The sequence below is a fragment of the Fibrobacter sp. UBA4309 genome (genome assembly GCF_002395745.1).
GTDB lineage: Bacteria > Fibrobacterota > Fibrobacteria > Fibrobacterales > Fibrobacteraceae > Fibrobacter.
Genome location: NZ_DGUN01000028.1, coordinates 1 through 13,653, shown reverse-complemented (window position 1 = coordinate 13,653; position 13,653 = coordinate 1). Strand labels below are relative to the sequence as shown.

At 55.2% G+C, this 13,653-nt stretch carries 9 protein-coding genes; 7 read left to right on the top strand and 2 right to left on the bottom strand.

The window, feature by feature from the left end:
* Positions 1-90: 90 nt before the first annotated feature.
* Complete coding sequence (locus B3M32_RS03270) at positions 91-960, top strand: tetratricopeptide repeat protein (protein WP_290743559.1); 870 nt, start codon at positions 91-93, stop codon at positions 958-960.
* 84 nt (positions 961-1,044) lie between these two features.
* Here the strand turns inward: B3M32_RS03270 and murA are convergent, their stop codons facing one another.
* Both murA and B3M32_RS03260 read right to left on the bottom strand, forming a co-directional pair.
* Complete coding sequence (murA, locus tag B3M32_RS03265) at positions 1,045-2,328, bottom strand: UDP-N-acetylglucosamine 1-carboxyvinyltransferase (protein WP_290743557.1); 1,284 nt, start codon at positions 2,326-2,328, stop codon at positions 1,045-1,047.
* Positions 2,329-2,333: 5 nt separating this feature from the next.
* Entirely contained in the window at positions 2,334-3,125 is a 792-nt protein-coding gene (locus B3M32_RS03260) for an RDD family protein (protein WP_290743556.1), read from the bottom strand.
* Positions 3,126-3,197: 72 nt separating this feature from the next.
* Here B3M32_RS03260 and rapA point away from each other — a divergent pair, with 72 nt between their 5' ends.
* The 6 genes from rapA (at position 3,198) to smc (ending at position 13,438) form a co-directional block, all read left to right on the top strand.
* Complete coding sequence (gene rapA, locus B3M32_RS03255) at positions 3,198-6,155, top strand: RNA polymerase-associated protein RapA (protein WP_290743555.1); 2,958 nt, start codon at positions 3,198-3,200, stop codon at positions 6,153-6,155.
* A 142-nt stretch (positions 6,156-6,297) separates the two neighbouring features.
* On the top strand, positions 6,298-7,023 hold the full coding sequence (locus B3M32_RS03250) for a hypothetical protein (protein WP_290743554.1): 726 nt from the start codon (positions 6,298-6,300) through the stop codon (positions 7,021-7,023).
* A gap of 53 nt (positions 7,024-7,076) precedes the next feature.
* On the top strand, positions 7,077-8,216 hold the full coding sequence (gene proB / locus B3M32_RS03245) for a glutamate 5-kinase (protein ID WP_290743553.1): 1,140 nt from the start codon (positions 7,077-7,079) through the stop codon (positions 8,214-8,216).
* 13 nt (positions 8,217-8,229) lie between these two features.
* Positions 8,230-9,444, top strand: coding sequence for a hypothetical protein (locus tag B3M32_RS03240; protein ID WP_290743551.1), 1,215 nt, complete (start codon positions 8,230-8,232; stop codon positions 9,442-9,444).
* Positions 9,441-9,845 carry a hypothetical protein gene (locus B3M32_RS03235; protein WP_290743550.1) on the top strand — a complete coding sequence of 135 codons (405 nt, stop codon included), beginning with the start codon at positions 9,441-9,443 and terminating at the stop codon, positions 9,843-9,845. Before B3M32_RS03240 ends, B3M32_RS03235 begins: the two co-directional genes overlap by 4 nt.
* A 38-nt stretch (positions 9,846-9,883) precedes the next feature.
* Positions 9,884-13,438, top strand: a complete 3,555-nt coding sequence (smc, locus tag B3M32_RS03230) for a chromosome segregation protein SMC (protein WP_290743549.1) — start codon at positions 9,884-9,886, stop codon at positions 13,436-13,438.
* Positions 13,439-13,653 lie beyond the last annotated feature (215 nt).

The following is a 13,653-nucleotide window of genomic DNA, read 5'->3' as shown; positions in this document are numbered from 1 at the left end:
ATAATTCTTAATTCCTAATTCATAAATCCTAATTAACCAGTGGCAATGCCACTCTAATTCCTGTCAACAAGAAACCACTTTCAAACTGAAATGAATATGAAATCTTTGGCTCTAGGATTGATTGCGATAGCGCTTGCCGTTACGGGTTGCTCGCAGGTCACGATGCTCCGTACGCAGGAGATGAAAGCCGTGGGTACCGACGTGCAAGTGGCGGTGCTCAGCAATCTGGATTCAAGCGTCCAGTACCTTAGTGCGCAGAACGACTCCCTGCGCGCCGAGCTGGATTCCATCAAGTCGCAGATGGCCATGCAGAAACGCATGATGGCCGAAATCACGATGCTTTCCCGCCGCATGGGAGACGAATCCGAAAGGAACGATTCCCGCCAGGAAGAAATCATCTACCGGCTTGACATGCTGCTCGGAAAGTCTGACAAGATCCTCGCGAAGAAGGTCGTGGTCAGCGGTGCTCCGCAGGCTCCCATGTCCATGGACAGCCTGGAACGCGAAGCCGAAAAGCTTGTCGAAGCCGAAGCGATGTTCAATACGGCTCGTTCCGATTACCATCGCGGCGAATACAAGCTGGCCTACACCGGATTCAAGCAGGTGTACGAGCAGATGAAAACCGGAGAGCTGGCTGAAAATTCGCTGTACTGGATGGCTCTCTGCCTGATAGACGCGAACCAGGTGGAAAAAGCCAAGAAGGTATTCTCCAGTTTGGCCGAAGCCTTCCCGGACGGACAGAAGACTTGTTCTGCGATGTTCAAGCTCGCCGCCCTGTACGGGGAAGAGGGTAATGTCGATATGCAGAAACAGTACCTGCAGAAAATCTTGAACAGCAAGAAATGTTCGACTTCGGGAGAATTCGAACAGGCTGCCGAGATATTGCAGGAACTGCTCGAAAGCGGTCCGCAGGCCGAAGTGAAACCTGCTGAGGCCCCTGCGGAGAATCCCGCTCCGTAAGACACCCTGGTTGTTGAAAAATCCCGACGGTCCTTCCGCCGGGATTTTTTTACAGGCTTTTGCCGAAAGAAAGATGTGGTGACGTTAGAAGTTGTCGTAGTCTTCGTCGTCGCTATGGCGGATGACGGTCGCGCCAATCTTTTCCATCTTGTTTTCGAAGTCTTCGTAACCGCGGTCCAGATGGTATACGCGGCTCACGGTGCTTTCACCGTCGGCGATGAAAGCGGCCAATACGAGTCCTGCAGTGGCGCGGAGATCGGAGCCCATGATTTCGGTGCCTTCGAGCTTGGTGCCGCCCTTGATGGTGGCCGTGTTGCCGTTCACCTGGATGTCGGCGCCGAGACGCTGCAGTTCGGCCACGTGCTTGAAGCGGTCGTTATAGACGGTATCCTGGATGACACTGTTGCCCGGGACAGAAACGAGCGTTGCCATGAGCGGTGCCTGCATGTCTGTCGGGAATCCGGGGAAGGGGAGCGTCTGGATAGTGATGGGCTTGAGTTCCTGGCCTCGGGCGTCGACTTCGGCCCAGTCCGGACCGACGGAAACCTTGCAGTTCATTTCGCGGAATGCATCCAGCGTGGAGGCGATGTGTTCGGGGATGATGTTCGTGACCTTTACGCGGCCGCGCGTGATGGCGGCGGCACACAGGTAAGTGCCGGCCTCGATGCGGTCGGGAATGGTGAGGCCCTTACCGGGGCGGAGGCTTTCGACGCCCTGCACCGTCAAGGTGCGTGTGCCGCGGCCCTGGATTTTGGCGCCCATGCCGATAAGGTAGTCGACGAGGTTGTCAATTTCGGGCTCGAGCGCCGCGTTCTGCAAGACGCTCGTGCCCTTGGCAAGCGTTGCCGCCATGAGGACGTTCACTGTCGCGCCGACGCTCGAAATGGGAAAATGGAACGTTCCCCCGGGGAGCCGCCCGTCGCAAGTGGCTTCGACATAGCCTCGGGTAAGGTTGATTTTTGCACCGAGAGCCTCGAGGCCTTTCAGGTGCAGGTCGACGGGGCGCGGTCCCCACGCGCAACCGCCTGGAAGCGAAACGCGGCAGCGACCGAAGCGCGCCACGAGGGGACCCAGCACGTAGAAGCTTGCGCGCATGGTCTTCACGAGTTCGTAGGGAGCTTCCAGGTGGTCGGCCCCGTGCGTGTCAATTTTGAGCTGGTGGGCGTCACCGCTGATGCGGCACCCGATGACGCGCAATACGTCGCTCATCGTCTTCATGTCTTTAAGATGTGGCACGTTCGTGATTTCGGAGACTCCGTCGGCGAGCAGCGCTGCCGCCATCACGGCGAGCACGGCGTTCTTTGCTCCCGAAATTTTTACCTCTCCTTCGAGGGGCTTCTTGACCTGGTGAATCTCGAAACGGTACATATAGACTAATTCTCCTGTTCCGGCTTGGAACTTTCGTTCGCCTTGACGCGGGTGTCAAAAACGACAAATGTCCTCACTATCCAATCGTGCAAGGTGCGGCGTTTGGGGTCGATGCACACGATAAGGTAGCCAAGACCGTAAAAGACAAGTGTGAACTGCGTGAGGACGCTGCAAAGGTAGCGGGCGCATGAATTGAGCCAGCCGAGCCTCATCCCTTCTGCGGTTTCTATGTGGATGTGGCAAAGCTTTTTTCCGGGCGTGGCAGAATAGATTGCCTGGAATACGATAAAGTAGACAGCCTGGAAAAAACTCCAGACGGTCAGGAAAAGTCCCATTCCCGGGGTGCTCACGAATTTGTCGAGTGCATCCATGGACGTAGGCGAAGAAATGTAGTTTTCGGCCGCCTGCTGGATGAGCTCGATGTCTACGCCTCCCATGAGGCTTATGACGAAAAGGAGTATCCCGCCGAAAAGGCCGAGAATGCAGTTGTCGATAGTGTAGGCGAGAGCGCGGATGATAAATCCCGCGTAATGGCGGGTGGATGCCTGCTCCCGGAGGAGCTGCTCGATAGTTGTCCTGATAAGTTCATCCCTGGATGCTTCCAGGTACGCGGTCTCTTTTTCCCTGGATTCTTCGTATGAATTCCACGGTTTCCAGCTTTCTTCGCCGCTTCGCCAAACCAGGGTGCTTTCTGTAATCTTTCCCTGTTTTACAAAATCGCGGATATCGTCGATGGAGTATGGACCTTGTCTGCGTTCTCCGTCGGTGATACTCTCGTCAATAAAAAACCAATTCATACCGGGCTAAATCTAGCAAAATGCGGTGCCCGGCTTTGCCGTTTTTTTGAAAAAAAACTAAATTTACATGATATGAGAATTTTTAAGCCGGGCCAACGTTACGTTAGCCAGTCCGAGCCCGATTTGGGTCTTGGAATCGTATCTGAAGTTCAAGGGCGTACTGTCAAGTTTTTGTTTCCCCTGGTGGGGCAGGTGCGGCTGTACCGCACGGATAACGCTCCCGTAGACAGATTTATCCTGCAGACGGGTGAAACGGCTAAGAGCGAAAAGGGAGTCTCGTTTGTCATCGAATCGCTGCGCGAAGCGGCCGACCTCGTGATATACGTTGGCCGAGGCGGTCGCGAGATGAAGGAATCGGACTTGACGTCCAAGCAGATGGCCCGGCCCTCCGACCTTTTCCGCGAACTGAACAAGATTGGCGCGGACAGTTCCAAGGAGCCGAACAAGGATGTGTCGGCAAAGGCGTTTGACCGCCGCCGCAAGGCCATGGAGCTTTTGTGCAAGTGGCTTTCTTCGCCGGTACGCGGCATGATAGGCCCGCGCGTGAGCATGATTCCGCACCAGTATTACCTGTGCTACCGGGCATGCTCCACGTCCAACTTGCCGCGCCTGATGCTTAGCGACGAAGTCGGTCTGGGCAAGACTATCGAGGCCGGCATGATCTGGCACGCCCTGAAGGCCCGCGGCCGCATCGACAGGACGCTCATCATCGTTCCCGAGACGCTGAAGCACCAGTGGATGATCGAGATGAAGCGCCGATTCAACCACCTCTTTACGCTGGTGGATGAAGGCTATGTGCGCGGATTGTTCGTGGGAGTCGCCAAGGACGAGACCAAGCCGAATCCCTTCATGCAGAGCAACGACATTATCGTCTCTATCGAATTCCTGATGGGGCAGCCGGCGCTTATCGAAGATTTGCTGAAGTGCTCCTGGGACATGACTATTATCGACGAGGCTCACCACCTGGTTTGCGAAGACGGTTTCACGAGCCACGAGTACATGCTCGCGAACGCGGTCCTGGCCAAGTCCAAGGGCGTGTTGCTGTTGACGGGTACGCCGCTGCAGTTGCACCCCGAAAGCCAGTTCAATCGACTCAAGATGCTGGATCCGGCACGCTTTGCCGATTACAACGCCTTTATCAAGGACCAGGAAACATACCGTAAGCTGGTGAACGACCTCTCCAAGCTCCCGACGGACCCGAACCATCAGATGAGCTGGGATGACCTGTACGAATGCGTTCCCAAGAATTCCAGGATCCGTCCGTGGCTGGAACAGGAAAATTCCAAGTCCATGACGGCCGGTGAATGGATGCGCCGCATCGTGGATGCCATGGGCACTGGCTCGGTGGTGTTCCGCAATACCCGCAAGGGTGTGGGCGGATTCCCGAAACGCGTGCTCGACGAAATCCCGCTGGAACCGGATCCGACTTACCGCGACATGGTCGAAGTTGCCGCGGAGCGTGACCTGGAAGCGTCGACGGATATCCAGGAAAACGGCCTTCTCTGTACGCGGTTCTCCGATGCCTGGGCCCTGGATGAACGTTTCGTGTGGCTCAAGGGATTCTTGAAGGAACACCGCAATGACAAGATTCTCTTGATTTGCGAATCGATAACGGTGGTGCTTGCTTTGGAAGCCCTCCTGACGGATTACCTCGGCGAAGGCGCGTTCTCCATGTTCCACGAGAACATGACTATCATGGCGCGCGACAAGGCTGCCGCGAATTTCAGCAAGCCCAACGGTGCGAATTTGCTGATTGCCTCCGAAATCGGTTCGGAAGGCCGCAATTTCCAGTTCTCGCATCACCTGGTCCTCTTTGACTTGCCGTTGGATGCAGCCCTTGTGGAACAGCGTATTGGCCGTCTTGACCGCATTGGACAGACAAAGGATATCATCGTCCACGTGCCTTACGTGAAGGGTTCCGGCCAAGAAGTGATGTTCCGCTGGTATAACGAAGGCCTTAACGCTTTTGGTGCACCGCTCATGAGCGGCGGCGAACTGTTCCTCAAGTACACGGACAGCCTTATCGAGGCCCTTGCCGATCCGCGCCATGCGTTGCAGTCCTTTGTGAAAGACATTATACCGCAGGTGCGCAAGGATTGCGAAGCCATCCGCAAGAATATCGAGAAAGGACGTGACCGCCTCCTGGAATACAATTCCCGAAATCCCGAGAAGGCGAAGGAAATCACCGACGAGATTCTGCGTATCGATGCACAGTCGGATTTACGCGAACTGATGCTCGAGTCTCTCCACAACCGCGGTCTCGATATCGACAAGAGCGCTATCGACGGCTGCTCCGTGATTACGCAGGGTCCGCAAATCGAGGACGGCACTATCGCCGGCATGCCGAGCCGCGGCTTTGTCGCTGCGCAGAGCGAAGACGAGGAGCAGGGCTCCGACAACATTTGCCTCACGGCAACCTTTGACCGCGATGTGGCCATGGTGCACGACGAGGTGGATTTCCTGAGCCTGGAACACCCGCTGGCGCAGGGGACGATCGACTACGAGACCGGTGCCAACCACGGCGTTGTGGCCTGCTGTATCTGGCCGAACTCCGGATTGCGCGGATTGATGATGCAGTACAACTTTGCCGTAGAGCTCCCTGTCCCCGAAGAATGGGGCATGAGTGATTTGGTTGGCCCCCGCTATGTATCCGCCCTTGTCGATGCTACCGGTAGCGACCAGAGCGAACATCTTGCGGACCTCGCCGGGGTAGAACTCCGCGACGTGAACGTGCCGCAGGGCAACAAGGCTGTAGATGCGACGATCAAGTTCTTTGCCAAGGAAGGTCTTGCCAAGGCTCGCCAGGCTGTTGCCGCTTCGGCGAAGGAATATGCCGAGAAGGCGGCCGACCTTGTGGAAGCCCGTTCGGAACAGGAATACCAGCGCATGAACCACTTGCTCACGATGCGCGGCAAGGCTGCCGGTAATACGGTGCTGCAGCAGATGCGCAAGAACGTGGGTGACCGCCGTAAGGTTGTCGCGAATCCGCAGCTCCGCCTGGATGCAATTCGCTTGCTTGTTTGCAGATAAACGACGAAAAAGCTGATTTTGATGAAAATGCGGCCTAGGGAGCTTGCATTTTGTAAACGGCGAATATAAATTAATGTCGTGTGTTTTTGTCTGGCTGGTTTTGGCCGGGCTAAATGGTGTGGGTTTGGTTTGGGGAGGCTGTATGAAATTGATATCATTATGCATTCTGCTTCTCACTGCTTCGGCATGGTCTAATATTTTTACTATTGATGCCGGCATTAGTTTTGAGAAAGGATATTTGGAGATTGATACGACAAAAACGTGCAATGTCGATACGTCCTATATCAACTGCTCGCTGGAAGATGGTTTAGCCTATTACTCGACATTGGATACTGCTGTCGCAGTGTTCTTTATGCCTCGTATTGCACAAGCTTCTGTCTATGCCTTGCAAGCGGCTCCGAATACGCGTTCCTTGACGGAAATATTGCGCTATGAGTTCATAAAATGGGTCGAATGGGGAATTATCGTTATGACGAAGGACAGTGCTCAGCGCTTATTGGATCGCGTTCTGCCGGATACGCTGCAAATGAATAATTGTCATATTTCCCATAAAAAAGTATGTGATACAGATCCTTCGCAGTGTCCTAATTGGGGAGCGTATGGCGGCGGTTTGAGTAGCGGACTTTCCGATGAGGATGCTGCCCGCCTCCCTCAAAAAAAGATTCTTGCGGATACTTCCGAGAAGTCTTTGCGGATTTTTGATTCGGCGACTTTCATGGCGCAGTCCGTCATGCAGGGAATGCGGTATCGCGTATTTGACTTGAACGGAGTGTATCTCTACGACGGTACTTGGCAGGGAAGTTTCAAGGCGCAGGGTAAACCGGTACTCGTCCGGTTTGAAAATGGACAAACGACTGTTTTCCGCTAGTTTTTCTTCGTCAACTTTTTTTGTCGCGCTGATACATTCTATTTTTTAGTTGTATGAGTGAACTTCGTAAGAATATTTTAGATGAGTCCCGCCGTATCGTTGTGAAAATCGGCTCGCGCATATTGGTCGATTCCGAGAAGGGCGGTGTCCGTACCCGCTATATCCAGAAACTTGCAGATTCCGTCGCACGCCTCATGGAAGCGGGCAAGGAAGTCGTGATTGTCACGAGCGGTGCCGTGGGCACCGGCATGAGCCAGCTGGGTTACAAGGAAAAGCCGACGGTGCTTGCCGAAAAGCAGGCCTGCGCCGCCGTGGGCCAGATCGACCTCATGTACGCCTACCGCGAGATGTTCCGCTGGGTCGACCTCTCGGTGGGGCAGATCCTTCTGTCGGCCGACGACTTCCGCGACCGCACCCGCTACAAGAACTTGCAGAACACCATCAAGGCGATGCTTGCCCGTAAGATTGTTCCGATTATCAACGAGAACGACTCGCTCGCCGTCGCCGAAATCAAGGTGGGCGACAACGACAAGCTTTCGAGCGACGTGGCATTGTTCCTCGATGCCGACCTGCTTTTAATTTTCACGGACGAAGACGGCCTCTTCGACGACAACCCGAAGAAGAACCCGAACGCCCGTCTGTTGCGCTTTGTGCCTGAGATTACGCCTGCTGTCTTGGCGCTTGCAGGTAAGCCCGGCGAGGCAGGCTCCGCGGTGAGTACCGGTGGCATGCGCAGCAAGCTCGAAGCCATCCGCAACGTGACCAAGAGCGGGGCGAACGCCTTCCTTGCAAACGGTATGAAGGTCTTGCCCCATCAGGTATTTTTCGAAAACGCGAAGGGCACGCTCTTTGCGGGTTCCAAGAAAAAGCTCAACAGCCGCCAGCGCTGGCTCAGCTTCATTACGACTCCGCGCGGGGCCGTGGTGGTGGACGAGGGCGGCGTGAAGGCTCTTCGTGAAAAGCACTCGAGCCTGCTCCCCGTGGGCGTGTGTGCCGTGAAGAAGCATTTCGACAAGGGCGACCTCATCGAGGTCCTGAGCCCCTCTGGCGATGCGGTCGCACGCGGCGTGGCCGGCTTCGACAGCGAGACGCTCAAGCTCGTGCTGCACAAGAAGACGGCGCAGGTGCACGAGATTCTGGGCAAGGATGTCCCGGACGAACTGATCCACAAGAACGACTTGGTTGTATTCTAGTATATTTATCGATATGAAACTTCGCTATTTCCTAAAGACTTTGGGCTGTTCGCTGCTGTTGGCGGTGCCGGCACTTGCCGATGCCGTATCGGTAGACGCGCTGGCGACGGGCGGTGCGACCATGCGCGATAACCAGTTGCGTGAAATTCGCGACGTTCTCCGTGGCGGGCGAGGCGGCTACCTGGATATCGGATTCAACTACATGCCCCTGGTGACGCAGACTCCGCTGAAAAGCGAGTATGGTGAACATGACGGCTTTGCCTTCCGCCACCATGCAGCCGGCTTTGGTGCCGGTGAAGTAACCAAGAACAACCATGTCGGTTTCCTGGCCTGGATAGAACGTTCCGGCTGGGATGGGGAAGACTTTTTCTTGTTCCCGCACTACAGCAGTTTCTCGGCTGTGCGCTCCGTGATGACATGGGGTTTTTCTTATACGCAGTCGGCAATGGACCTCACGCTGGCGGCCGGTATGCAGCACCAGAACGTGGAACATGTCGGCGAAATCTACCCCGATGAAAACGATTCGCTCCTCTACAGCTGGGCTCACTTGCGCTGGGGCCATACGAGCGTCCAGGGGAGCTTCCACCGTACCGACTGGCGCAGTCTCCGAATTTCGATGGATCTCGAATCGCGCGAAGTCTACGGCGGCAGGAAAAGCGGCCCGCTGACCTATTTGCCGAATTTCGAAGTGGCCCTGTACAACGGCGGCGAAGATGGTGACGATTCCGTCAGGGTTTCCTGGGAACAGAACCTGCTTGCTCAGCGCCTGTACGGCGAAGTTTCGTTCGATTTCCCGAGTAGGGAATTCCATTCCGCTGCCTTGAAGTTCTATCCGGATGCTTCCCGCATGATCGGTTTCGAGGCGACGTGCCTGCGCCGCAATGTGCGTAGCGGCGCCGCCGACCTGCTCTGGGGCGGTGCTGTTGACCTGCTGTTCCTGCGCATTGCCTATAATTCTTCGTACGAATACGAACACCTTTACCATGCCAAGGGAACCTTCATTGCCGAATTCAAGTTTAGCCTGGCGACAATAGACGGATTCCTGTTCGGCCGCGGAGCTCCGCGTTCCGCCCCGATGGAAACGATGAAACTCGAAAAGAAAAACAAGGACATCAAGAAGGACAACAACCAGTTCCGTCTGGATCAGTCGACCGGTTCGGCGACCAAGACGCTGGAAGCGACCGGGGTCCGTTACGAAAAGAGCCAGAGCGCGGGAGGTGAAAAATGATTTTCTTGAAACGTCATGCCTCCAGAATGCTCGGCATTCTCTTGCTTTCCTGTTCCGCTCTTTGCCTTTCGGGCTGCCTTACCCACTGGTTCGTCGAGGCGGAATCCCGCCTGCAGGTGGAAAACGCCACGAAGGATTGTTCCATTGTCGCTGTCGAGGTGGTGAGCCTGGATGGTTCCACGAGCAAGTCCTGGATTGACGAAACGCTTCTTCCGGGTGAGCGTAGCCGTGTAGAAGAAGGCGACTGGGTCGGCGAATTCCATCTGCGTATCAAGTACACGAATTCGACCGATGCTTCGGGCGAAGTGCTTGAAGATTTGCAGACGTTTGAACTGGATGGCGGGAGCCTTTATCTCGTTATCCGGGGCAATGCCGAATCCTTGGAATACAAGTTCAAATAGAACGAAACTGTTGTTTTTTATACTATCTTTAAGTTACAGTGCAGATAACCAAGCTAAAGATATTTGGATTTAAGTCCTTTGCCCAGAGGACAGAAATCAATTTCCCCACGAAGGGCCTTACCGCTGTCGTTGGACCGAACGGCTGCGGCAAGTCCAACATCACGGACGCTATCCGTTGGGTTCTTGGTGAACAGAGGGCCGCTGCCCTCCGTATGGGCAAGATGCAGGATGTGATTTTTAGCGGTACCGAAGAACGTGCCGCCATGAGCCTTGCCGAAGTATCCATTGTCATCGATAACAGCGATGGAACGCTCGGCTCCGAATATTCCGAAGTGATTGTTACCCGCCGCGTGCACCGCGACGGTTCGGGCGAATACCTCATCAACAACCAGGAATGCCGCCTGCGCGACGTCCATGCCCTGCTTTTTGACTCGGGCCTCGGTTCCAGCACGTATTCCCAGATGAATGCCGACATGATCAAGGCCGTGCTCAGTGACAAGGCCGATGACCGCCGCATTCTGTTTGAAGAAGCTGCCGGCGTGAGCAAGTACCGTCAGCAGAGGAAAGAGGCCGTGCGCCAGCTGGAACGCGTCCAGATGGACATGGAACGCGTTGAAGACAACTTGAGAAGCGTACGCCGTTCTGTACGCATGTACGAAACCCAGGCCGAAAAGGTGAACGAGTACAAGAAGCTCAGCACGCGCCTGCGCGAGCTGGACCTTTCGGTGAGCCTGGACAAGTACGAAGACTACAAGGAGAGCCTGGCTACGCTGGATACGACTAGCCGCCGTATGAACCACGAGGTGGAATCGGCGAAGACCCAGTGTACGGAACTCCAGACCAAGATTGACGAGAAGAAACTCGCCATCAGCGAAGACGAAAACGCCTTCCGCGATTTGGAACGCGAAGTGCAGCAGGCGACAATCGCCCTGAACGACGTGAACAACAACATTATGCGTTTGCGCGACTCCATCTCGGCGTTGGAGGGCGTGAACGAGAAGGCCCGCAGCGAAATCGAGATTGGCCGCGGCAAGATCGGCGAACTCGAAAACGAAAAATCTAGGCTCGAAGAGGAAAATGCCGTTTTGAGCGGCGACAACGATGTCGACGAGATGAACATGCTCCTGGAACGTGAACGCGAGACTCTCCAGGTGATGCGCGACCGCCTTGACGACCTGCGAACCCAGTCTAGGGATCTTTCCAACGAACGCTTGCAGGCGGCGAACAGGCTTAATTCCCTGAAGGGCCGTTTCGAACGCATGGATGCGGAATCCGACATGCTGCGCGGCAATCTTGAAAAGTGGACTGGCGAGATGCAGACCTTGCTCGGCCAGAAATCCGAAGCGGAATCCGCTATCGCGGATATCCAGAACGGGATTGACGAAGCTACCCGCGAAATAGAAGTTTTGGAAGAACAGAAAACCTCCCGCGAAGAACGCCTCGAGAGAGAACGTGGCGAACTGAGCGAAGCGACGCAGAAGATACAGGAACTGGCGAACGAGAAAGCGCGCCTGCAGAGCCGTATCGATGTGTTGCAGAGCGTGACGAACGAAGGTTCCGATGCCAGCCGCTGGCTTAAGGAAAACCGTTCCAACCTGATTTCCGGGTTGCTTTCGGAACACCTGGAGGCTTCGCCGGAATACGCTTCGCGCGTCGAGGCCGCCATTGGGGACATCCTGGATGCTGTCGTGGTCTTGAATGACGGCGCCGCCTCGGAGATTGTTTCTGCCCTTGAAAGCCAGAATGTCGGACGCGCCCTTATGGCCTTGACGGATGCGTCTGCGGAAAAGTTTACCGGATTGCAAGACCGTCCTGGAGTCGGCGGATGCCTAAGCCAGTTCGTGACAGCCGATGCCGAAGTGGCCGGCTTTATCGAATCCCTGCTCAGCCGTTACTTTGTTGTTGATTCCGTGCAGAATGCCTTGGCACTGGCCCGCGAGTTCCGCGGCGAAGACCTTTGCTTTGTGGCTCCCAACGCGATCGTCCGCACGAGCGGGCTTGTCAGTTGCGGTACGGCCGGAAGCGGCTCCCTGAGCCGCAAGAACGAGATTGCCGAAGCGACAAAGCTTTTGGACGGTGTCATGGCCGACATGGACCATTTCAATGCCGAAATCTCAAGGTTGCAGGACCTGGTCGACGAAGATTCCCGTGCGTTGGAATCCCTCGTCGACGACATCCGTGAAAAGAACGAAAGTGTCCGTGGCGGCAATGCGGGAATCCAGATTCAGAAAAATATAGCCGAGGGCGTGGAACGCCGCCTGCAGCAGCTGCAGGCCGAGATTTCCGATGCCCAGGCCCGTATCGATGCTGCCGTCGAGACCAAGAACAGCGATGCCGAACTCAGCGAGGCGACCATTGCCGCCGAAAAAGCTGAGGATACATACTCTCGCGTGAACGACGAACTTGCGGAACAGGAAACCATGTACCGCGAGAAAGACGAAGAAGTCCGCGAGATGGAACGCGCTGCGCAGAACAAGACCGCGAAGATTGCGCAGAACAACGAACGCCTGAGAAATATTGCCGACCAGGTGGAATTCCTGGAGAATACCGCCCGTTCCCGCCAAGAAGAAATCGAGAAGAATATCGAGGCCATGTCCAAGTCCGAAGAAGACGTGAACGAACTGGCCGAAAAGGCGCAGACGCAGGACAACGCCCTCCGCGAACTCGAAGGCCGCCGCGATATCGCCCGTGAACGCTACGAAGTAGTGAGCGGGGATTTGAATTCCTGGCGAGACGACATGGACCGCATTCGCGACGAGATGATCGACAAGATGAAGGAATTGAACGAGGTGGGCCGCCGTCAGGATGCCCTCCAGTCCAATCTTGAACGCCTGAACGAGCGCATCACCAACGATTATTCTATCGACCTCTCCAATCCGGAAGGTTTTGAACGCGTCGAATACAGCCAGCCCGAGGCCGACCGCGAAATCCGCGATTTGCGCGGCAAGATCAAGGAACTCGGCCCCATCAACGTGAACGTGATGGAAGACTACGAAGACGAGAAAAAGCGCCTGGAAGAAGTCGAAATCCAGTTCAACGATTTGGACCGCGCCCGTGCTTCGCTCGACCGCACCATCAACAAGCTTGACGATATCGCCCGCAGCCGTTATCTCGAGACGTTCGAACGCATCCAGAAGAACTTCCAGTTCGTGTTCAGCAAGCTGTTCCTGAATGGCGAAACCAAGATGAACCTTGTCGAGAAACTTGACGAGAATGGCAAGCCCATGGACATTTTGGATGCTGACATCGAAATCAACGTGCGCCCGACCGGCAAGAAGATGCGCGGCATCAAGGCACTTTCCGGTGGTGAACACGCCCTGACCGCAACGGCACTGCTGTTCGCCATTTACATGGAAAAGCCTTCGCCGTACTGCGTGCTGGACGAAGTTGATGGTCCGCTTGATGACGCTAACGTGGGCCGCTTCATGGCGCTCCTCCGCGAATTCAGTAAGCAGACCTTGTTCATCGTGGTGACGCATAACAAGCGTACCATGGCCGAAGCCGATATGCTCTACGGCGTGACGCAGGAAATCAAGGGTATTTCCCGCATCGCGAGCGTGCAGCTTGCCGACGCTACCAAGTTCGCGATTTAATCTTTTGCTCGGTTCGTCCGAACTTTTCTCTTATAATAAAAACATCCCCGCATTTGCGGGGATGTTTTCATGTTATAGTACGAATCAATTACTCTTGCTCAAGTTCCTGTTTAATCCACTGATACATGGATGATTCATCCTTGTACGCACAGACATAGATTACGCTTTCTTTGGTAACAGTTGCATCTTCGGGTAGTGTCAAGGGTTTTTCGCAA

Bases quoted from the DNA above. Each gene is read 5' to 3' on its own strand.
- B3M32_RS03270 (WP_290743559.1), top strand. From the start codon at position 91: ATGAATATGAAATCTTTGGCTCTAGGATTGATTGCGATAGCGCTTGCC.
- murA (WP_290743557.1), bottom strand. From the start codon at position 2,328: ATGTACCGTTTCGAGATTCACCAGGTCAAGAAGCCCCTCGAAGGAGAG.
- B3M32_RS03260 (WP_290743556.1), bottom strand. From the start codon at position 3,125: ATGAATTGGTTTTTTATTGACGAGAGTATCACCGACGGAGAACGCAGA.
- rapA (WP_290743555.1), top strand. From the start codon at position 3,198: ATGAGAATTTTTAAGCCGGGCCAACGTTACGTTAGCCAGTCCGAGCCC.
- B3M32_RS03250 (WP_290743554.1), top strand. From the start codon at position 6,298: ATGAAATTGATATCATTATGCATTCTGCTTCTCACTGCTTCGGCATGG.
- proB (WP_290743553.1), top strand. From the start codon at position 7,077: ATGAGTGAACTTCGTAAGAATATTTTAGATGAGTCCCGCCGTATCGTT.
- B3M32_RS03240 (WP_290743551.1), top strand. From the start codon at position 8,230: ATGAAACTTCGCTATTTCCTAAAGACTTTGGGCTGTTCGCTGCTGTTG.
- B3M32_RS03235 (WP_290743550.1), top strand. From the start codon at position 9,441: ATGATTTTCTTGAAACGTCATGCCTCCAGAATGCTCGGCATTCTCTTG.